The organism is Planktothrix sp. PCC 11201 (genome assembly GCF_900009135.1).
Lineage (GTDB): Bacteria > Cyanobacteriota > Cyanobacteriia > Cyanobacteriales > Microcoleaceae > Planktothrix.
In genome coordinates this window covers 1-22,083 of the sequence record NZ_LT797709.1, presented here as the reverse complement: position 1 = coordinate 22,083, position 22,083 = coordinate 1, and the positions used below count along the sequence as shown (strand labels likewise).

The following is a 22,083-nucleotide window of genomic DNA, read 5'->3' as shown; positions in this document are numbered from 1 at the left end:
ACGAGTCCATCAAAGGATCTTCTACAGTGCTACGTATTACACACTCCAAAATCCTGAAACTCATTCACGGCTTACTTTTCCGGTGTTTCCCCTGGTGCTATGAAGCAGCCGAAAAAGAAAGCGATCACTCCTTCGCAAAAAAACAATAACCGCGAAATATTTACGCTGTAGACGCAGGAAATTATCTAAAAATTGATTAATATTATTGTTACTTTTAAATTCCAAATAATGCTTTCATTCGTTCTCTTATCCAGACCAGAGGATTAATCTCTAAATCTTCTTCTTCCCCCAATACTCCCATTTCTCTTAATAGTTGTTGACGTTCAACTAATTCCTGTTTGCGTTCAACTAATTTTTCTGCAATTTGATCCGCGACTTGCGGATATTTAGATAAAAAATAGTGAAATACATTGCGATCAACCACAAATAAAATGGTTGTTTCTAGGGTTCTAACCGCCGCTGTGCGGGGGATTCCCATAATTAAAGCTAGTTCTCCAAAGAAGTCCCCAGCTTGTAAATTTCTAATCTGTTTATCGAGTTTTTCTGATATAATTTCTACAGAACCTGAAAGAATAATATGGAACGCATCCCCCGGATCTCCTTCATGGAAAATAAACGCTCCAGGAACAATAGTTTCTCGATACCCTTGTTCAATTAATCCTAATATTTCCAGTTCGGTTAACTGTTCAAAATAAACAACTTTTCTTAATAAATCTCGCAGGGATATATGATTAATAGATTCCAGTTCTAAACCTTGAGAATTTTCAATAGTTTGAATCGGAAAAGATGGGGTTTCAACCGGAGAATTAACAGCAGTTTGATCGGGGTTAAAAATCATTCTTAGGTCTTCGGGATTTTTAATCCATAAGTCTCTTTGGGGTAGAGGAATAGTAATATTGTTTTTTTTAAAAGCATTTTCAATCATATAGTTTAAGGCACTTTGAATTGGAAGTCTAGCTTTGGGTTGATCGATCCAAACTAAGAGTTCAAAATTAATACAATCATCTCCAAAATTTCTTAACCAAACTTGAGGAGCCGGATAGGATAAAACTCTGGATTCTTGACGAGCAACGGTTAATAAAACTTCTGTCACTAACACCGGATCACTTCCGTAAGCGACGGGGATTTTAATATGAATTCGACTATTAATATTTCCATAACTCCAGTTAATAATATTGGCATTGACTAAACTTTGATTAGGGACAATAATTGAGATTCCATCATTAGTTAAAATGGTTGTGGCGCGAATAGATATTTTTTTGATATTGCCTTCTAAATCATCAATTTCAATATAATCTCCTACTTTTACCGGACGTTCAATTAGTAGGATTAATCCACTGACAAAATTCTGGAATAATCCTTGAAATCCTAAACCAATTCCAATCCCTAAACCCCCGGCTAAGAAGGTTAAAGATCGAATATCTAAACCGCAGGCTTGAGGAACAATAATAAACCCTAATGCAATTACAAAATAATAAAAAATTGTGGCGATCGCTTCTCGACTTCCTTCATCAAATCCCCATTTAATCAATAATTTATCCCGCAGCCAGTTTGTCACCAATCGCGCCAAGAAAATTACGACTAATAGTGATATAATTACCGTAATAATTAGACTTACCGAAATCGTGATTTCGCCGATTCTAATGGGTTGGGTGAAAATCGTATATAAAAATTGTATAATTTTCTGAATAATGATCATGGTAGGGAATAGGAAATAGGATTACACCTAAAGTAAATTCTATAGCCAGATTTTCATTATAATCGATAGGAACCCTATTAATTACAATAAATATGACTACATTTCAATTAATTATTTTAGCTGGTGGGGGATTGATTGCTGGGATTTTAGCGGGATTTTTAGGAATTGGGGGCGGGACGGTTTTAGTTCCTTTATTAGTAGCCTTAGGATATACACCTGTTCAAGCGGTCGCAACCAGTAGTTTATCCATTGTGATTACGGCTATTTCTGGAAGTTTTCAAAATTGGCGGATGGGATATCTGAGTTTAAATAAAGTAATTGGTATAGGATTTCCTTCGGTATTAACGGCACAAATTGGGGTATTTTTGGCGGGAATATTTTCCTCAAGATTATTATTATTTTTATTTGGCTGTTTATTATTATTAAATGTTTATTTAGTAGAAGTTCGTAAACAAATAACAGCTAAGAAAAAACAACGGGAAGAACAACAAACCTCTGAATCTACTATAAATTCTGAGGATAATATGCCATTTAATCCGGTTTTCTCTCGAATTTTAACCGGAAGTTCCGCCGGAATTTTAGCCGGATTATTTGGCGTGGGTGGAGGAATTATTATGGTTCCTTTGCAAATATTGCTATTAGGAGAAACCATTAAAGTTGCGATTCAAACCAGTTTAGGAGTGATTATGATTACAGCTATTTCTGCTTGTGTTGGACACGCAACTCAAGGGAATGTATTATGGATTCCAGGAATTATTTTAGGGTTAGGAGGATTATTCGGAGCGCAAATTAGCACCCGATTTTTACCCAAATTATCCGATCAAACCGTGACTCTAATGTTTAGAATATTTTTAATTATTCTCTCAATTTATATCTTTAGACAAGCCTATATACAATCTTCGTAGTCACCCCTTCAGGGGTGTTTCATAACTCTGGGAAATAGCACAAAAACCAATATAAAATCTATTAACGCTACAGATGATCCCCCCTAAACCCCCTTAAAAAAGGGGGAATAAGTTGCACTGTTAAAGAGAATCATTTTTTTTCTAACTGTGTTATTTGATCCGAATAGCTAAAGCATTCCGAGCTTGTTCTCGGTCATCAAAATGGATTTTTTCAGTCCCCAAAATTTGATAATCTTCGTGACCCTTTCCCGCAATTAATACCCCATCTCCCGGTTGAGCCTCGAGAATAGCAGTATGAATTGCTTGGGCTCGATCTGCAATTACAATCGGTTTGATACTGTCAGGAATTCCGGCTAAAACATCTTGTAAAATCTGTTCTGGGTCTTCCGTGCGAGGATTATCCGAAGTCACAACGGCAATATCAGCTAATTCTGCCCCAATTTTTCCCATTTTTGGCCGTTTAGTCCGATCGCGATCGCCCCCACAACCAAAGACACAAATCATCCGACCCGGAATAAACGGACGGGACGCCTTGAGTAAATTCTCCAAACTATCGGGGGTGTGAGCATAATCCACAATTACGCTAATATCCTGATCAGGGCTAATTTGTACCCGTTCCATCCGTCCTGGAACTCCCTCAAACTGAGTCGTTTTTTCGACAATGGTAGTTAAATCTAAGCCCAAACTTAGCCCCGCCCCAACAGCAGCTAACAGGTTAGATAAATTATATTGACCGACCAAAGGTAAATAAAATTCCGCCTCTGTTTGGGGAGTATGGAGAACACCCTTAACCCCCGTGGGTTGGTAGGACAGTTGATCCGCCCAGAGATCAGCCCTTGGGTCACTGGTGCTATAACTCCACGCCCTATCCCCCAATTGGGCTATTAACCTTTGGCCATAGGGGTCATCGGCATTAATAATAGCTCGACCCTTGAGATAGTCGGGACTAAATAATAGGGATTTCGCCGCAAAATAATCCTCCATTGTGGCGTGATAGTCCAAATGATCTTGGGTTAAATTGGTAAACACGGCCACTTGAAACGGACAACCAAGAACCCGTCCCTGGTCTAACGCATGGGAACTCACCTCCATCGCCCCAAACTCACATCCGGCGGCCACCGCCTGGGCCAGTTGTCCCTGTAATTCTACGGAGAAGGGGGTGGTATGGGTGGCCGTTTCTTGGAATCCTGGCCAACGGGCGTACAGAGTTCCCAGTAAGGCTGTGGGATGGTTACTATGGCTGAGGATAAATTCAATCAAATGGGTGGTTGTGGTTTTGCCATTGGTTCCTGTGACCCCTACCAGGCGCAATTTTTCCGCCGGATGGTCATAAAAAGCCGTGGCAATTTGGGCGCAGGTTTGGGTCAGATTATCGCTGGGAATGATACAGGGATGTTCGGCGGTAATGCGGTCTTGGGTTTTTTCGACGGCGGTTTGGGAAATAATAGCTGCTACCGCACCGGAGGCGATCGCACTAGGCCAAAATTCCCCGCCATCGACCCGGGTTCCGGGCATTCCTAAGAACAAATCCCCCGGTTGACAAGCAATAGAGTTCGTTTTTAACCCCTTAACTTCTTGTTCTAAAGCCGGGTGAGACTCGGACGATATTGATATCCCAACTTTTGCTAATAACTCTTTAAGCTTCATCTGCTGCAACTCCTGACAACGGGACTGAATTTATACTGGATCATAGGTTATGAAGTAGATAGTATAATAGATTAAAAGGATTTTATATCTTCCCCATTACCGATCACGGATTTAAGAGGATTTCACGGATTTCACAGATTAAAATCTGTGTTAATCTGCGTCATCCTATTAGATCCGTGATCCCCATTCCCTTTATTTTAATTAAAGTTATGGTTTCTCAACCTGCAACTCTTAACCCAACGGAAATTATCTATCCCGAAACTGATGGAAAACCCATGGCAAATAATACAGAACAATTTAATTGGATTGTGGCAATTGAACAGAATTTAGAATGGTTATTTGCTCATGATCCTAATGTATTTGTAGCCGGGGATTTATTCTGGTATCCGGTGGAGGGAAAACCTCATATTGTCAATGCACCGGATGTTTTAGTGGTATTAGGAAGACCGAAAGGAAAACGGGGTTCTTATTTGCAATGGAGGGAAGAAGGAATTGCCCCGCAAGTGGTTTTTGAAATTCTTTCTCCGGGGAATACAAAGTCGGAAATGGAACGCAAATTAGTGTTTTATGAACGCTACGGCGTGGAGGAATATTATATTTATAATCCTGACAATTATCAATTCCAAGGTTGGCAGCGTGGGGATGGGGGGTTAGATGTAATTGAAATCTCTGAAAATTATGTTAGTCCTCGGTTGGGGATTCGTTTTGAAGTTTCAGAACACCCACTACAAATCTATCGCCCTGATGGGGCAAAATTCTTGTCTTATGTGGAAATTAATCAACAGTTGGAACAGGAAATTCAACGAGCAGAAACCGAACGTCAACGGGCAGAAACCGAACGTCAACGAGCAGAAACTGAACGTCAACGAGCAGAAACTGAACACCAACGAGCAGAAGAAACGGAAGTATTATTAAGACAAGAAACCGAACGTAGTCAACGTTTAGCAGAACGTTTGCGACAGATGGGAATTAACCCAGATGAATTAGATTAAGGGTTAAAACTGGCTAAGATTAAGGTTAGATCGTCATCGGTTCTTTCTGTGACCCGGGGCGATCGCAAAAACCCGATTAACTGTTCTTGAGCATCGGTTTCATCGGTGATGGTTTCTACAAATTTAAACAGAGGAGAAAAGAACGGGTGATGGGGTTTTCCTTCTGGCATTTTTAACGCTAACATTTGTAAACCATCGGAAAAAGCAGCTAAATATTTCGGTTGTCCTAACCAGAGGTTGATTTGTGCAGTTTCAACTGCATTCGGAGCAATTAAAAATACCGTTTCATTCAAATATTCTCCACTAGTTGGTATGGTTAATTCCAGAATATTTCCGGTTTTATCCTCCACAACCATTGCCCCATCTCCCACTTGAGCAACAGCGACTAATTCCGGTGTGGCTATACCTATAATTAAAGTAGTTGCTAATTCTCTAACTTCTGTTTCTTGGGTAACAGATTCTGTTTGGATAGCAATTAAAGCCGCATTTAAAGCCTCTTTTAGATAATCTTCCCAAACAATATCTATATCAACAGAATTAATCTGTTTTTCCAGAGTCTCTAAAGCTATTTTAACAGCAATATTCGCTCCTAAATCCGCTAATTTTGCCGAACCTGCTCCATCAGCTACAGCAAAAATTAATTGATTATTAGATAACCGTTTATAACCCTGAGCATCCTGACAAGGCATATTTTGTTTTTCATGACTTTTTCCGGTTACTGATGCTGAGACAACTTGCCAATGACCAATTAAATCCATTGTAATTTTATATAATTTAACGACGGACAGAAAACTCCTATTTTTTATGAATAATTGCTTAAACACTTCCCCATCCTGGAGGCGGTAAAGCCACTTGTTCATCAACTTTAGAATGGGAAACGGTTTGCATACTTGTAGATAACCAAATAAACATTTCTCTAAAGTCTAACCCTCGTAATTTTAACGGAGTTCTCTGGACAATTTGAGCTAATTTATCCAGATTTGCTCCTTCAACTCCCACAGCAAAAAAAGCCACCTGTTTTTTAAATTCTTCCTCTTGAATTCGTCTAGTTGCTTCTTCTGTCACCCGGTCATTTTCTCCTTGAGGTTCACCATCGGTAATCATAAATACCCAGGGACGATAATAGGTAATACCATTATTACGATATTCTAACTTTCTCGCCGCCACTAAATCTAAAGATTGGTTAATAGCAGTTCCCATAAAAGTTTGACCTTGGGCGGTTAATAAAGGCGGTTCAAACTGATCGGCAGTAACGAAATCCTGTAAAATTTTAACTTGATTATCAAAGGAAATAATTGCCACTTCCACCCGTTTTTTAGCGAGTTCATCCCGAATTAAATCATTTCTAAACGCCATCAGTCCATCGTTTAAGGCGTCAATGGGAACTCCTTGCATGGATGCGGAAGTATCCAACAACAACACACAGGGACACCGAGGTTCAGGATTTTCTGCAAATTCAACCGCTTCATCTAGTCTCATAATTGTGATCTGTTCTGTTTACAATTACTAGGATACTCACTATTATATCCTAAGTCGCCTAGGATAAATTAATAGAACTCCTGCGGAAGTTATGTGATTATTGCCAATCTTCCCAAGACTGATTAAAAATAGACATTCCTGGGAATAAAATCGGATTATTATTGCTTTCTAATAACCGTTGTAACTCCTCTAATATTGGTTCCCGATAGGGTAAATCATCCACTAATTCATAGGGAAAAACTTCGGTTTTTAAGCTAAATGCTGCGGTGGTTCCCGCCGCCGCCCCCACCGACCATTCAAAGGAATGAACCCGATAAGCCGCCGCCGCAACATGACTGGCAGCAATACTTTTTCCTGCTATTAATAGATTATCAATTTTTTGCGGAATCATGGCTCTTAAAGGAATTTGAAAGGGATAAGCTTCCCCCTGTCCTTGACGTTCTCCTTCCCGTTCCATATTCCCTGGAGTTTCCGGTGGACTTAGGGTTAAACAGGGGTGAAAATCAATCGCATAATGACCAATTCCTACGGTATCAGGATAAATTGTAGCCCGAGAACGGGCTTTAATTTCTGCAATAGTTTTTTCGCCGGAGAAAGCGGGTAAACTGTTTAATCTCCCTAACTCTAACCACAGCAGTCTATAGGTTTCTGGAGTTAAATTTTTAGTATACCAATCTTGACGAAAGTTATTCCGAGAAATATCAATTTCTGATACCCTAAATCCGTCTTTTTGACCATAGGAAGGACGACCAATGATTCGTCTCCCTTCTCGGATATAGGGATATTTAGATAACCCATGAACGGTTCCCATGGGAGAATTTAACCCTGATAAATAGCGATAATTGGGATATTTTTGTTTAATACCTTCACCCAGTTGGGAGTCGGTAGTTCCTGCTACTAACCAATAGAAAAACCCTTGGGCATTTTCTTCTCCTTTTCGCAAGGTTTCTGTTCTTAACCCGCCTTTCCATCCCCCTGGTTCGAGTTGATCTGTTGCTTCTAATTGAGCGGGGCTTAAAATTAAGTTATCTGCTGAGGTTCCGGGTCGATAATCGTTTCCCCACGTCCAATTTTGCATAGTAATATCCCCAGGATAAATCGGCCATTCCCTGGGATTTCCTGACCGTTTTTCTTTGGGATTCATACTATGAATTCGCCGATAGGTATAAACTAAATTAAAATTGGCTAATCGGGGTAATTCATAACTATAATAGGGAGCATATTGATCATAAAATGAGGGTTTTTCATGGATTTGGGGATTTTTAGTCGCCTCCATAGCAAAGGTATAGGTAAATCCTTGAGTACAATAGGGATATTTTGTAATACTAGATGATGTGGGTTCTTGGGGAGAACGGGGATCAATTCCGAGTTGATGGGGAATATTAGTTAAACCAATAATTTCTCCGGTTTCTGTCGCTTCAATAATATACCAATCGGCTCCTTGATTCGCTTTTTGTTTAGGAATAAATTTAATAATTGTTTTATGTAATTGTGGGGAATTTTCATACTCATAAGCATCATCAATAATCGCAGATAAAGGTTTTGTATTTAAGGGCGGTTGTCCAGGGGCAGAAATATGTTGAATTGCGATCGCTTCTATAATTTGATGATCGGTAATTGCCATATCTTTAATGACAGTAGCGGGAAACCAGTGTAATTTTCCTTTCCCTTTATTTTCAGCTTTTTTAAACATTTTTAATAATATTTCATGCCCAGCTTCTGGCATAAAACAAGCCTCACTCACCCAACAAGCCCCCGGGTTCAGAATCCCATATTTTTTTTCAATTTCTGCCCGTAATTCTAAATACCCTATCGGATAAAATAAAAGAGATCTTTGGGTCGGTCTTTCATCGAGGGCGGAGGTTCCCTGGGCAGAAATTTGTCCCCCAACCCAGTCGGTAATTTCGGTTAAACAAACGGTTTTTCCTGCCAGTAACCCTTCATAAACCGCCGCACTTCCCGCCAGTCCGCCCCCAACCACTAATAGATCACATTCTACTTTTTGATCAATTCGATCAGGGGTTACTAAGGCAAGGGATAAACTGGGATTTAAAGAGATGATACTAACGATTAAACCAATTAGGAATTTTGGGATCATTTTAGTGCTGTTTGCTCCGAACTTTATAGACATTTAATGACTTGAAAAGTTCCCAGTTAGAATAGATATGTCATAATAGAATTAACCCAGTTTATAAACATAGAAACCTTGACAGAGAAACTTCATTTATTGAATAGAGAAAATAAAATCACCATTTGTAACAAAATCATAATTAATATATAGAATATAAGATCACCCTTTAAACCAGGCTCAGACCCCCTATTTAATTTTCGGTATCAAATACTCCGTTCCTCACTTTGATTTATGATTGAACTTCTAGCGGTGCTATCGGCTTCGGCGGCGGCGGGATTAAGGATTGCTTTACCCTTACTGGTTATTGGTTTATTGCGAAATGATTTATGGTCGAGTGTACCGTTTCTGTCTAAATTTTCTCCACAGGTTGTTGTCGGGGTTCTCGTCAGTTGGTCATTATTTGAAATTTTTGCATCAAAAAAACTACTGGGACAGCGGATTTTACAAATAATACAATTACTATTTAGCCCCTTTGTGGGTGCTATTTTGGGTTTAGCGATCGCCGGAGCAACTAACGTTCAACCGGGCTTATATTGGATTATTGCCATTGTTGCGGGTTTACTGGCTCTGGTTTTACAATTAGTGCAAACAGGATTATTTTATCGTCTACGGGGTTTGCCCCTATGGGTGATTTTAGGACAGGATATTCTTTGTATTTTCTTGGTAATTTTTGCCTTCGACGCCCCTAAACAGGGGGGATTAATTGCATTATTATTACTATGGCTTTCCATTCGGATTTCTGGGGAATGGTATCGCTGGTACAGGAAACAAAGTCACCATGGAGAACGCAACCCCCGACGTTATAAACGGGAACCGGATTGATTATATGAAGTATCAAAGCTGATCCTTATTCCCCACCAAATTCTTGATATTCTTCTAATGGGATTGCATCAAAATCCGGGTATTCATAATTGTCAATGATCTCCTCTAAGGAGTGGATAACAAATGGTAAATTGGCTCCAATTAATCCGCGTTTAATCGATTCCGATGTCTCGGGAAATAAAACAAATAAAGGATAAAGATCCTCCGCCTCTTGGGAATCAATATGTTTATAATGGTGAGGCATAATCCATTCATAATCTTGATCTAATAGGACTTGAGTTAATCGCCAGCGTCTTAATAAATCCGATAATTCTTCTTGAGGACGATGAATAAAAACAAAAATTTCCGGCCCAATTTTAACTTTCCATTCTGGGTCACACATCAGAATCCCAATATCGCAGGGCAAACCCAGGGCATCGCCAGGTTTAATACTAATTCCCGGCACTCCCGAATAGGAAACGCCATGACGCAAACGCACGATGGGTAAGGGAATCGTAATCACACTATCATCGGAACGGCGAATACTCGGAACCATTTCAAAATAAGGACGATGTTGCTTGAGTAAAGTAATTACAGCTTCCGAATTACTATATTCTGCCAGCAACGCTTCATAATGAGATTTTTGAATAGACATAACCTGGATAAAAAATTAATTTCAAATTATTAGATTCAAGGGAATACATATCGTTTAGTCTTCCCTTGAACAGTGTTCAACCCATTTTTTCAAATACTGAAAACATGGGCAAATACATAGATAACAAAATTGAACCGACAATTCCGGCCACCATCACAATCATCAGAGGTTCTAACATACTGGTGAGTCCTTTTACGGCTTCTTCCACTTCCGTTTCATAGAACGCCCCCACCTTCATCAACATTTTATCCAGTTCCCCCGATTCTTCTCCAATGGCAATCATTTGAATCGCCAAAGCCGGAAATACATTTCCCTCCTGTAAAGCTAAACTAATTAAACCCCCTTGTTGAATAGACTCTCTAGCATGGTGAATCGTTTGGGCAATCAGGGCATTTCCCGCCACTTCTTCCACAATTTCCAGGGAATTCATAATCGGCACCCCAGACCGAGTTAAGCTCCCAAAAATGGTACAAAACCTTGCTACAGCAGAAATTTTAATCAGGTTTCCAAAAATCGGTAACTTCAGAAATAGCTTATCAAAAAACATTCTTCCGGCGGGGGTTTTATAGGAAATTTTATAGGCCGTCAATAGCCCAAAAATTACTCCGATGATAATTCCCTGCGGAATCGGTGGCCAAGTTCTACAAAAGGAACTAATATTGAGCATAATCTGGGTAAACATTGGCAGTGTTGCCCCAATATCCTGAAACACCTTAGCAAAAGTGGGAAGCAAAAATGTTGTCATCCCAAAAAAGATAGTAATAGCAATAAAAAACACGGTTTTGGGATAGGACATCGCTGACTTAATTTCAGCGCTGGTTTTGTGGTTTTTTTCCATCATCACCGCCAGCCGTTCTAAAACTTCATCTAATACCCCCCCAGTTTCTCCCGCCGACACCATACTAATAAAAAGCTGATCAAAAATATCGGGAAATTTCCTCATCGCCACAGAAAGTTCCGTCCCTTCTTCCACATCAGCCCGAATCGAAGTTAAGGCGTTTTTTAACTTGGCATTACTACATTGTTCACTTAATACACTCAAACATCTCGCCATCGCAATCCCAGCATTAAACATAGACGCAAACTGACGAGCAAAAATTGCCAAGTCTTTAACTGTAATACTTGCCAGGGCAATACTAATACTTTCTTCAATTCGTTTAAAGTCGAAACCCCGATTTCTGACTTGACTCCGAACTACACTACCTGCCATATATTTTTACCTATTCAGTATTAATTAACCTTTTACTGATCACTGGTACGGGCGGGTTCTTTTCGATCTTTGTTAATTACCGTGCATCTCGATGAACCTGCCCCTAATCAGTCATCAGTTAACAGTCAACAGTTATCAGTTAAGAAGTTGACAGTTAACTGTTAACTATTTTTAGCCCACAAATATTAACAATGAACTCTTTACTGTCAACTGATGACTGATAACTCTTACACTGATAACTGTTAACTGTTAACTGATAACTGATTATGCTCTAGCTTTTTGTCCCTTAGTCGCCGAGGGAGCCGGGCCAATTAAACGTTCCAATTCATCGGGTTTAGACGATTTACTCATCGCCGCTTCCCAAGTCACTTGACCCTCGGTATAGAGTCTCGCCAAGGCCATTTCCATCGTTTGCATTCCTAACTTTGCCCCCATTTGAATTTGGGAATAAATTTGAGCGGTTTTTCCCTCCCGAATCAGGTTAGCCATAGCCGGAGTATTCATCATAATTTCGATACAAGCCCGACGACCTCCCCCAATGGCGGGAACCAAGTTTTGACTACAAACCCCCACCAGTGAACCCGATAACTGGGAGCGAACTTGGGGTTGTTGGATAGGTGGGAATACGTCTAACATCCGGTCTACCGTCGCCGCTGCCGAGTTCGTGTGCAGGGTTCCAAAGACTAAGTGACCGGTTTCAGCCGCCGAAATCGCCAGACCAATGGTTTCTAAGTCCCGCATTTCCCCCACCAGAATAATATCGGGGTCTTCCCGCAATGCCGCTTTTAAAGCATTCGCAAAACTCTTAGTGTCTTCTCCCTTCTGCCGTTGGTGGAATAAACTTTTAATATTAGGGAACACATATTCAATCGGATCTTCCACCGTCAGAATATGTTCGGAGCGAGTCCGATTCACTAAGTCTAACAAAGCCGCCATGGTTGTGGTTTTACCCGAACCCGTTTGACCAGTGACCAACACCATGCCCCTCGGACGTTCGGTCATATCCCGAATCACTTGGGGAACCCCTAATTTATCCGCATTAGGAATCTTAGAGGCTAAGGCCCGTAAACAAGCCGCCCAGCACCCCCGTTCCCGATAGACATTCACCCGGAACCGCGCCAGTCCCCGTACCCCATAGGCACAGTCCAATTCCCATTCCTGCTCTAACTGCTTACGCTGCATATTATTCAGCATTTGATAGATCAGAGATTGCACTTCCTCCGCCGATAGAGTTTCCCCAAATTGAGGCTGAGGGGTGAGTTTCCCACTAATTCGGAAAAAGATGGGCGCGCCTGCTTGAATATGAATATCAGACCCCCCCTGCTCGACTAAAGACTCTAAAGCGTCTTCAATCATTAATCCCATTATTGTTCTCCTCTAAATTAAGTTGTAACGATTTGATCAGTTGGGAGTGTTAACCCAAGACCTCTGAAAATTAAGAATTTCTCCTAGTATTCCCAATAGTAGTGTTTTACTAAGCACCAAAACCCCTGGGAAACCTGTGGAAAATAGCAATTTTTCCCCCATGTTTAGCTGGTAAAGCGTGGGGTCATGCAATAGGGACAATCTAACCATTCCGGTTTCAATTCCGCTTCACAACTCTTACAGGTTAAGCCCTGTTTCCGTTTGGCTTTGAGTTCCGCTTCCAAACCCGAATCGGTAAACGTGACCCGTTCCACTTCTTCAAAGGTGGTATAGCCTTCGCGGACTAGCTGCAAACTGTAGGCTAAGATGGTTTTCATCCCCTCTTCCACGGCCGCTTCCTTAATTTGTTCCGTGGGGGCACCTTTGGTAATTAGGGTTTGCAGTCTTTCAGTCACCTTCAAGAATTCGTATACCCCTACCCGACCTTTGTAACCCAGTCCATTACATTTTTTGCACAACTGACTCCCATCCGTCAGATGCTTCCGGTGTTCAACAGGAATGGTATTGGCTTTATAAAAGGTAATATCAACTTCTTGGGAAGCCGATAGTCCATAGCGACCTAGTTCTTCAACCGTGGGGGTATAGGGAACCCGACACTCGCCACAAACCCGACGCATCAGACGTTGGGCGAGAATCCCTAATAAGGCAGCCGACACCATGAAGGGTTCTACCCCCATTTCATCCAAACGGGCGATCGCCCCGGCGGCGTCGTTTGTGTGTAAAGTCGTTAACACTAAGTGTCCAGTTAAGGCGGCTTCAATAGAAGTTTTAGCTGTTTCTAAATCCCGGGTTTCCCCCACCAGCAACACATCGGGATCTTGTCGTAAAAACGCCCGTAAAATATTAGCAAAAGTTAAATTTTTCTCTCGAATTACCTGACATTGGGTAATTCCGGGTAAGGCATATTCAATCGGGTCTTCGGCCGTACTAATATTAATCCCAGGATCGTTGCGTTCGGCTAAAACCGAATACAAGGAGGTGGATTTTCCTGAACCCGTTGGCCCAGTCACCAAAATCAACCCAAAGGGTCGAGAAGCGGTTTCCCGAACTAAGGCTAAGGTTTCTTGATCGGTAATTAATTTATCTAATCCTAATTGAGTCGAGGAACTATCCAAGATCCGCAAAACAATTTTTTCCCCGTAGCGACTGGGGAGACTATTCACCCGGAAATCCACCGTCCGTCCTCGGAACTTGCGACGAATCCGGCCATCCTGAGCTTGACGGCGTTCGGCAATATCCATTTCTGCTAGAATCTTAAACCGGGAGGTAATGGCGGGAATCACCTTTTTAGGAAATTTATAATATTCCTCCAACACCCCATCTCGACGCATCCGAATCCGCATCTCATGTTCTTGGGGTTCAACGTGAATATCAGACACCCCTTCCGAGAGAGCTTTGGCTAAAATCACGTTCACCGCTTTGATCACCGGGGCGGTTTCGGACTCTTGGATTTCGTCAGCCAAATCCATCCCACCGCCGTCATCCCCCACATCTTCGAGGTCTGTCGTATCAAAATCCCCGGCGGTAAATTCTAATTTCTCTTTGTCACGAATGGCAGCTTCAACGGCTTTGCGTTTAACATCCTCATCACTGTAGGCAGAAATGATTTGGTCATAATCTTCATGGGTAATCACCCGCCGTTGTAACTTCAGGGCTTTGGGTCGCAGAATTTGGTTTCTTAACTCCTCCAACGCCGTTAGGTTATCGGGGTCAACCATCGCAATCAAGACCGAGGAGGGATCATTTTCGACTTTGCGTAGGGGAATAAAGCGATGGCGTTTACAGGTTTCTAAACCCGTCTCCAGAAATTTCAGCATGACTTCGAGTTCTTCCGTCGTCATCGGTTCAATTTCAGGATCATAGGCTTCGACCCCATGAACAATTCTCAGTTCAAATAACTGTTGTTTTTTGTACTGACGGGCTAACTCCGGGGGCAGAGGCTGACCCGTGATTGATTCCAAAATTTCCGTTAGGGGCTGACCGGGGCGGGCAGTTTTTAGGGCCTGCTGAAGTTGCTCAGGATTAATATAGCCAGATTGAATTAATTTGTTGCCAAAGGGAGTATTACTTTGAACAACCAAGGCGCGTCTTTGGGATGTATTAGTCATAGCCTAGACTTAAGGTATATATCTTTAAATTTTCTAGCCGATTTTCAGACCCATCTAAGAGCCAAGTCTCCAGAATACAACCGCTTTCATCTGCAATTTATCTGGATTTTAACTTACACCGCAGGGAAGTCCCCCGCTCCACCTGGTACTCCCGGTTAGCGGTGAGTAGTTCACTTTATTAATAATCTATATTGATGATAGCTTTTCCTCAGTCACCAGATTGTATTTTAAGATTTAATAGTTTGAGGCAACTGAATGGAAGAACTTCTGATTCAAGATAACTCCTCAAAAATCCTACTGTTGCGGTATTCCCCCTGGGGTGGGATGAATGGCTCCGATTCAGTTAAAATTTTTGAAGTAACGTTTACAGTCATAAAGGGTGAGGTTGCTCCTAATATCTTGAAGGTTTAGGAAATCTCGCTGGATTTTTTGTGATCAACAAGGACAAAGTACGATTATGGTGCCTAATTCAACAGCTAATACTCCTGATGAACTAACGGGTCAATCCTATTCAACCTCTGAATCGGAAGCGAAAAGCTTTGGTGATCTCGAAGATGATGCTACAACGGCGACAGAATCAAGCTCTGAAACTTCTGTGGCAACGGACACGACTGCTCCTGGCGAAACCACCTTTGGTCAGGAAATAGAATCAAGCGGTGAGGGCCTTCAGCAAGAATTCATGGCCTTAGCAGAAGCCAATACTTCCTTGAAAGCTCAACTAGAAGACATCACGGGGCAATATCGCCGTCTAGCTGCGGATTTTGAAAACTTCCGCAAACGGACTCAAAAGGAAAAAGAAGATTTAGAAATTTCCATTAAAGGGTCAACCCTGAAACCGTTACTCCAGGTGGTGGATAACTTTGATCGGGCTAGATCTCAAATTAAACCCCAGACGGATGCGGAAATGAATATCCACAAAAGTTACCAGGGGGTTTATAAATTAATGGTAGATTCCCTCAAACAACTTGGGGTAGCGGTGATGCGTCCAGAGGGAGAGCCTTTTGACCCGAATTTACATGAAGCGGTGATGCGAGAACCTACGGATGCCTACCCGGAAGGAACGGTGATTGAGGATTTAATGCACGGTTATCAATTGGGAGAAAAGGTATTACGTCATGCCATGGTGAAGGTAGCAACCGCTCCAGAACCGGGTTCTTCCGATTCTACAGAAGCATCCACGGCAGAAGCAGAAACCCCTTAATCAGTTGTCAGTCATCAGTTATCAGTTATCAGTTAATAGTTAATAGTTATCAGTCAATAGTTAATACCTGTAGCAATCCTATTTGATTTGTGTTCAAAATTACTGAGCCAAAGGGAACACCGCATATGGGATAATACTTCTGACTGTTTCATATCAGTATTGAAATGTTATAACCTCCTTCTCGAAAGCGCAGATTGCTATAGTTATTGACTGATCACTGTTTATCGATAATAACTGATAACTGATTACTGAAAATAATTTTTGACTGATAATAACTGTTTACGGATAACTGATGACCAATAACTGATAACTATTAACTATCGACTGATAACTGATAACTGATTACTGATAAGAGGAGTTATGGGAAAAGTCATTGGCATTGACTTAGGAACAACAAATAGTTGTGTGGCGGTCTTAGAAGGGGGTCAACCCATTGTCATTTCCAACTCCGAGGGAGGACGAACCACTCCTAGTATTGTGGGATTTGGCAAGTATGGCGATCGCCTCATCGGTCAATTGGGCAAGCGACAAGTCGTTACCAATGCGGAAAATACCGTTTACAGCATTAAGCGGTTTATTGGGCGTCGGTGGGAAGATACCGAAGAAGAACGCTCCCGGGTTCCCTATAACTGTGTGAAGGGCAAGGACGATACCGTTAATGTCCAAATTCGCAACCAAGTCTATACCCCGCAGGAAATCTCGGCGATGGTCTTGCAAAAGCTCAAGGAAGATGCAGAAGCCTATTTGGGAGAAGCCGTCACCCAAGCGGTGATTACGGTTCCCGCCTATTTTACCGATGCTCAAAGACAAGCCACCAAGGACGGCGGAACCATTGCCGGGTTAGACGTGCTGCGGATTATCAATGAACCCACGGCGGCGGCTCTCTCCTATGGGTTAGATAAACAAGATCAAGAACAGAAAATTTTGGTCTTTGACCTTGGAGGCGGTACTTTTGATGTCTCCATTCTGCAACTCGGAGACGGGATTTTTGAAGTCAAATCAACGGCGGGCAATAATCATCTCGGTGGGGATGATTTTGATAACTGTCTCGTGCAATGGATGATCCAAAAATTCAAAACCCAGGAAGGAATTAACCTATCATCGGAAAAAATGGCGGTGCAACGGTTACGCGAAGCCGCCGAAAAAGCCAAAATCGAGCTATCCAATCGCAACACCACTTCCATTAATTTACCCTTTATTGTCTCCGATGATTCTGGGCCTAAACATTTGGAACTAGAACTCGGTCGAGGCGAATTTGAAGGGTTGGTGAAACATCTCGTAGACAGCACGATCGAACCCGTTGCCCAAGCCCTCAAAGATGCCAGTTTACAACCTGATCAGATTAATCGGATTATTTTAGTCGGGGGGTCTACCCGCATTCCGGCGGTGCAACAAGCCATTAGTGATTATTTTGGCGGTCGCACCCCAGATCGTTCGGTTAACCCCGATGAAGCCGTGGCTTTAGGTGCCGCCATTCAAGCGGGAGTCTTAGCAGGGGAAGTGAAGGATTTATTGTTATTAGATATTACCCCTTTATCTTTAGGTTTAGAAACCCTCGGGGGAGTCTCAACTAAAATTATTGAACGCAATACTACTATTCCCACGAGCCGGTCTCAAATGTTTTCTACGGCCGTTGATGGTCAGTCCTCCGTAGAAATTCACGTCCTCCAAGGAGAACGAGCCATGGCAAAGGATAATAAAAGTTTAGGCAAGTTCCTCCTCAGTGGTATTCCAGCGGCTAAACGGGGTATTCCTCAAATTGAAGTCGCCTTTGATCTTGATGCCAATGGCATTCTCAAGGTTTCGGCTCAGGATAAGGGGACAGGGCAGGCACAAAGTATTGAAATTAGTAATACCGGAGGACTGACCGAAGCGGAAATTGAACGGATGCGTCAAGAGGCAGAGGTTTATGCCGATGAAGATGAAAAACGGCGTTTAGTTGCCGATTTGAAAAATCAGTCCGAAACCCTATTCTATAATTGTAAAGAAACCCTGAAAGGAAATGCTAACCGGATTAGTGATCAACTCAAAGAACGAGTCCGTCAAGAAGCTGCTGCCTTAAAAAAAGCCGTGGCTAATGCCGAGATCTCCTACGAGGAGATGAAACAACAGGTAGAATCGTTCCAAGAAATGTTGTATGCTTTGGGTTCGGCCATTTATGAACAAGCTGGCCAGAATTCTTCCCCGTCCCCGTCCCCGTCTTCGTCTTTCGCTTCTGAGGATTCAGAATTGGATGCTACTCAAGAAGATGTAGAAGACACGGAAAATGCAGAAGATTTAGAAGGCATGGAAGATACCGATGATACCAGTAGCGGGTTATCCCTTGTGAACAACAGTATCATTGACACTCCCTTTGGAATAGATCCAGTTTCTGTTCCCGAGCCAGCACCCGATCCGGGCAATCCTTTTACCTCTCAATTCACTGAATAATTTTAGGCAAAATACTCTATGGCAGGCGATTATTATGAAATATTGGGTGTCTCCCGCGAGGCAGATACAGAAGAACTTAAGCGTGCCTATCGTCGCCTAGCTCGCAAGTATCACCCCGATGTGAATAAAGAAGCGGGCGCGGAAGAACGGTTTAAAGAAATTAGTCGCGCCTATGAAGTGCTAAAAGAACCGGAGTTACGGGCGCGATATGACCGCTTTGGAGAAGCCGGGGTATCGAGTGGTGCGGGTGGCTTTGACCCCAACTTTACCGATCCGTTTACCGATATTTTTGAGAGCTTCTTCAGTGGGTTCGGTGGCGGGGCGGGCGGTAATACCCAAGCGCGTAAACGCACTGGCCCGGCACGGGGGGATGATCTACGCTTAGACCTGCGTTTAGAGTTCAAAGAAGCGATTTTTGGCGGAGAAAAAGAAATCCGCATTAAGCATTTAGAAACCTGTGAAACCTGCACCGGAACAGGGGCAAAACCGGGGACTCGCCCCCAAACCTGTTCTACCTGTGGCGGTAGTGGTCAAGTCCGTCGGGCGACTCGGACTCCCTTCGGTAGTTTTACTCAAGTTTCCGTTTGTCCGAACTGTAATGGTACGGGACAGATGATTGAGGATAAATGTTCCACCTGTGGCGGTCGGGGTTTAAATGAAGTCACGAAGAAACTAAAAATTAATGTTCCGGCCGGGGTGGATAATGGCACTCGTTTACGGGTTGCTAACGAGGGGGATGCAGGCAAACGCAGTGGGCCTCCGGGGGATTTATATGTGTTCTTGTCGGTAGCACCCGATCCGAAATTTAAACGGGATGGGATTAATATTCTATCGGAAGTCAAAATTAGCTATCTTCAGGCAATCCTGGGGTTTGATTTTGAGGTGGAAACCGTTGATGGCCCCACTAAGTTAACTATTCCGGCGGGAACTCAACCCGGAACGGTATTAACCTTAGAAAATAAGGGGGTTCCCCGTCTGGGAAATCCGGTGAGCCGGGGGGATCATTTAATTACAGTTCAGGTGGAAATTCCTACCAAGGTGGCACCGGAAGAACGGGAACTGCTGGAACAGTTGGTCAAAATTCGAGGCGATCGCACTGGGAAGGGCGGCATTGAGGGGTTTCTGGGTAACTTATTCCACCAGAAGTAAGGGAGTAGGGGGAGTAGGGGAGGCAGGGGAGGCAGGGGAGGTAAACTTTTGCCATTCGTAATTCGTAATTCCCCATTCCCCATTCCCCATTCCCCATTCCCCATTCCCCATTCCCTGTTCCCTTGCCATCTGTAGCACTAATTTAATCAGATTTTGATTATTTTGATACCTTGTTTTTATGAGAGAAACCGATACTTTAACGCCGGATGCTCAATTGGATTTGCGGGGGACTCCTTGTCCTTTGAATTTTGTTCGGACTAAATTGCGCCTGGAACAGATGACATCGGGTTCGCTGTTGGAAGTTTGGTTAGATGGGGGAGAACCCATTGAACAAGTCCCCGATAGTTTGACCATGGCGGGATATCATATCGAACAAATCAAAGATTGTGGAGAGTTTTTTGCGGTTCAGGTTCGTTCCTCACTCCTAAACCCGTCCAATGATCAGTGATGACTCCTTAAATACAACGGAACTGGTGGGAACCGTCGTCGCAGTTCAAGCGAATTTCTATCAGGTTCAACTGGAATCTGACCGGGTTTTAGCACCTGAACCCCTATTGCTATGTACCCGTCGTTCTCTTTTAAAAAAGATGGGTCAGCAGGTGATGGTGGGGGATCGGGTGGTTGTGGAGGAACCGGACTGGTCAGGAAAACGGGGGGCGATCGCTCGGGTGTTTCCCCGAATTACGGAACTGAGTCGTCCTCCCATTGCCAATGCGAATCAAATTTTGTTAGTTTTTGCGATCGCCGAACCGGAGTTAGAAATCACGGCTTTAAGTCGGTTTTTAGTTAAAGCTGAATCAACGGGTTTAGAAGTCTGTTTATGTTTGAATAAGTGCGATTTAGTGTCGTCCGAGGCGTTATTATTTTGGCGAGATCGCTTATTAAATTGTGGATATTATCCTTTATTTATTAGTGTTAATAGTGGTTTAGAATATACGGTTGATTCTGAGCGTAGAGTGGTTGAAAAATCTATTTTTCAAGCTGAAAATACCTTTAAAGAAAATACTTTACTTTATCAACTTAAAGATAAAACCACGGTAATTTCTGGCCCCTCTGGGGTGGGAAAATCCAGTTTAATTAATCAATTAATTCCGAGTCTCAATATAAGAGTCGCTACGGTTTCAGGAAAGTTAGGACGGGGAAGACATACCACTCGCCATGTTGAACTATTTCAATTACCAACTGGGGGATTATTAGCCGATACACCGGGATTTAATCAACCTGAATTAGAATGTCATCCAGAAGAATTAATCGATTATTTCCCGGAAGCAAAACTCCGTTTAAGTACCGGAAAATGTCAATTTAGTGATTGTTCCCATCGAGATGAACCGAATTGTATTGTTCGGGGCGACTGGGAACGTTATCCGATTTATTTGGAGTTTTTAGAAACTGCGATCGAGTATCAAGAAGCGATTAAACAACAACCGGATATAGAAACTAATGTTAAATCTAAAACCAAATTAGGAGGTAAACAACAATTAGAACCTAAATTAGCGAGTAAAAAATATCGTCGTTCTTCCCGTCGTTTTCAACATCAAACCTTGCAGGATTTATGTGAAGAATTCAAGGATGATGAGTAGCGCTTATTAAATTTTATCATGGTGATTCATCTTTATATCATCTTATAGATGCTATGGATTATGCTTCTAACCCCCCCTGTAGAGACGTTGCATGCAACGTCTCTACAGGGGGAATGTGTAGTGCTATATAACTTTTTGTTGCTCCATCACATCAGTAGAATTACGCAAATTAACGAAAAAGTGCGATTTTAGCGAATTATTTTTCCGAATAAATACTGTTTTTTTTAAAGGATAACCCTGATAGAATCAAGCCAAATCAGATGAAAAGTAGTGTTAATAAAATGATTTACTACTGTTCATCGGTATCCCCATTTTTGGTTGAAAATTTCCATGTTAAGACAATCTGATGTAGCTCGAATTTTAGGAGTTTCTCATCAACGGGTCTCTCAATTAAGACTTAGACATCGCATTGAGTTTACCTGGAATGGGAACTTAAAAACCTGGGTCACAACCGAGGAAGAAGTTGAATATTTTCTAGCCTGTCGAGCCCAGCGTTCTACTATGATTGAAAATTAGGAAGTATTCTTAATCTATAGCCGAGAATCGGGAATAATGGGATTTTAATAGATTTTCAGCCTAATAAAGTCTAAATTAACTTTATAGCAAGAGGCAATAGGGAATGGGCAATGGGCAATAGGTAAATACTTACTATAAGTAGCTTTTAGCTTTCA

General features: G+C 42.2%; 19 protein-coding genes. 9 read left to right on the top strand and 10 right to left on the bottom strand.

The window, feature by feature from the left end:
* Positions 1-214: 214 nt before the first annotated feature.
* Positions 215-1,699 (bottom strand): mechanosensitive ion channel domain-containing protein, encoded by a 1,485-nt coding sequence (locus PL11201_RS18695; protein WP_079680409.1) that lies wholly within the window; start codon positions 1,697-1,699, stop codon positions 215-217.
* A 92-nt stretch (positions 1,700-1,791) separates the two neighbouring features.
* Here PL11201_RS18695 and PL11201_RS18690 point away from each other — a divergent pair, with 92 nt between their 5' ends.
* On the top strand, positions 1,792-2,604 hold the full coding sequence (locus PL11201_RS18690) for a sulfite exporter TauE/SafE family protein (protein WP_079680408.1): 813 nt from the start codon (positions 1,792-1,794) through the stop codon (positions 2,602-2,604).
* Positions 2,605-2,754: 150 nt separating this feature from the next.
* On the opposite strand, the gene PL11201_RS18685 is transcribed toward PL11201_RS18690, so the two are convergent.
* A complete protein-coding gene (locus tag PL11201_RS18685; protein ID WP_079680407.1) occupies positions 2,755-4,251 on the bottom strand; it encodes a UDP-N-acetylmuramoyl-L-alanyl-D-glutamate--2,6-diaminopimelate ligase in 1,497 nt (498 codons plus the stop codon).
* Positions 4,252-4,460: 209 nt separating this feature from the next.
* Here PL11201_RS18685 and PL11201_RS18680 point away from each other — a divergent pair, with 209 nt between their 5' ends.
* Complete coding sequence (locus PL11201_RS18680) at positions 4,461-5,243, top strand: Uma2 family endonuclease (protein WP_079680515.1); 783 nt, start codon at positions 4,461-4,463, stop codon at positions 5,241-5,243.
* On the opposite strand, the gene PL11201_RS18675 is transcribed toward PL11201_RS18680, so the two are convergent.
* The 3 genes from PL11201_RS18675 to PL11201_RS18665 form a co-directional block, all read right to left on the bottom strand.
* Positions 5,240-6,001 (bottom strand): PP2C family serine/threonine-protein phosphatase, encoded by a 762-nt coding sequence (locus PL11201_RS18675; RefSeq protein WP_079680406.1) that lies wholly within the window; start codon positions 5,999-6,001, stop codon positions 5,240-5,242. The two genes, PL11201_RS18680 and PL11201_RS18675, sit on opposite strands and share 4 nt — an antisense overlap.
* Positions 6,002-6,059: 58 nt before the next feature.
* Positions 6,060-6,722, bottom strand: a complete 663-nt coding sequence (locus tag PL11201_RS18670) for a vWA domain-containing protein (RefSeq protein WP_079680405.1) — start codon at positions 6,720-6,722, stop codon at positions 6,060-6,062.
* Positions 6,723-6,819: 97 nt separating this feature from the next.
* Entirely contained in the window at positions 6,820-8,820 is a 2,001-nt protein-coding gene (locus PL11201_RS18665; RefSeq protein WP_234996769.1) for an FAD-dependent oxidoreductase, read from the bottom strand.
* 264 nt (positions 8,821-9,084) lie between these two features.
* On the opposite strand from PL11201_RS18665, the gene PL11201_RS18660 reads away from it, so the two are divergent.
* The gene (locus PL11201_RS18660) at positions 9,085-9,675 is read left to right on the top strand and encodes a DUF4126 domain-containing protein (RefSeq protein ID WP_079680403.1); all 591 of its coding nucleotides are present in this window, start codon (positions 9,085-9,087) and stop codon (positions 9,673-9,675) included.
* Positions 9,676-9,700: 25 nt separating this feature from the next.
* On the opposite strand, the gene PL11201_RS18655 is transcribed toward PL11201_RS18660, so the two are convergent.
* From PL11201_RS18655 to PL11201_RS18640, 4 genes are all read right to left on the bottom strand, one after another.
* Positions 9,701-10,309 (bottom strand): hypothetical protein, encoded by a 609-nt coding sequence (locus PL11201_RS18655; RefSeq protein ID WP_079680402.1) that lies wholly within the window; start codon positions 10,307-10,309, stop codon positions 9,701-9,703.
* Positions 10,310-10,385: 76 nt separating this feature from the next.
* Entirely contained in the window at positions 10,386-11,519 is a 1,134-nt protein-coding gene (locus tag PL11201_RS18650) for a type II secretion system F family protein (protein ID WP_079680401.1), read from the bottom strand.
* Positions 11,520-11,783: 264 nt separating this feature from the next.
* A complete protein-coding gene (locus PL11201_RS18645; protein WP_079680400.1) occupies positions 11,784-12,884 on the bottom strand; it encodes a type IV pilus twitching motility protein PilT in 1,101 nt (366 codons plus the stop codon).
* Positions 12,885-13,048: 164 nt separating this feature from the next.
* Positions 13,049-15,052 (bottom strand): GspE/PulE family protein, encoded by a 2,004-nt coding sequence (locus PL11201_RS18640; protein WP_079680399.1) that lies wholly within the window; start codon positions 15,050-15,052, stop codon positions 13,049-13,051.
* A 457-nt stretch (positions 15,053-15,509) separates the two neighbouring features.
* Between PL11201_RS18640 and grpE the strand changes: the two genes are divergently transcribed.
* The 3 genes from grpE (at position 15,510) to dnaJ (ending at position 19,832) form a co-directional block, all read left to right on the top strand.
* Positions 15,510-16,253, top strand: a complete 744-nt coding sequence (gene grpE / locus PL11201_RS18635; RefSeq protein ID WP_079680398.1) for a nucleotide exchange factor GrpE — start codon at positions 15,510-15,512, stop codon at positions 16,251-16,253.
* Positions 16,254-16,613: 360 nt separating this feature from the next.
* A complete protein-coding gene (gene dnaK / locus PL11201_RS18630; protein WP_079680397.1) occupies positions 16,614-18,683 on the top strand; it encodes a molecular chaperone DnaK in 2,070 nt (689 codons plus the stop codon).
* Positions 18,684-18,701: 18 nt separating this feature from the next.
* Positions 18,702-19,832, top strand: coding sequence for a molecular chaperone DnaJ (dnaJ, locus tag PL11201_RS18625; RefSeq protein ID WP_079680396.1), 1,131 nt, complete (start codon positions 18,702-18,704; stop codon positions 19,830-19,832).
* Here the strand turns inward: dnaJ and PL11201_RS26545 are convergent.
* Positions 19,815-19,961 (bottom strand): hypothetical protein, encoded by a 147-nt coding sequence (locus PL11201_RS26545; RefSeq protein ID WP_159451560.1) that lies wholly within the window; start codon positions 19,959-19,961, stop codon positions 19,815-19,817. The two genes, dnaJ and PL11201_RS26545, sit on opposite strands and share 18 nt — an antisense overlap.
* 49 nt (positions 19,962-20,010) lie before the next feature.
* Between PL11201_RS26545 and PL11201_RS18620 the strand changes: the two genes are divergently transcribed.
* The 3 genes from PL11201_RS18620 to PL11201_RS18610 all read left to right on the top strand — a co-directional run bounded on the left by PL11201_RS18620 (position 20,011) and on the right by PL11201_RS18610 (position 21,928).
* Complete coding sequence (locus PL11201_RS18620; protein ID WP_079680395.1) at positions 20,011-20,280, top strand: sulfurtransferase TusA family protein; 270 nt, start codon at positions 20,011-20,013, stop codon at positions 20,278-20,280.
* A complete protein-coding gene (gene rsgA, locus PL11201_RS18615) occupies positions 20,270-21,412 on the top strand; it encodes a small ribosomal subunit biogenesis GTPase RsgA (protein WP_079680394.1) in 1,143 nt (380 codons plus the stop codon). Before PL11201_RS18620 ends, rsgA begins: the two co-directional genes overlap by 11 nt.
* Before the next feature lie 330 nt (positions 21,413-21,742).
* Positions 21,743-21,928 (top strand): hypothetical protein, encoded by a 186-nt coding sequence (locus PL11201_RS18610; protein WP_079680393.1) that lies wholly within the window; start codon positions 21,743-21,745, stop codon positions 21,926-21,928.
* Positions 21,929-22,083 lie beyond the last annotated feature (155 nt).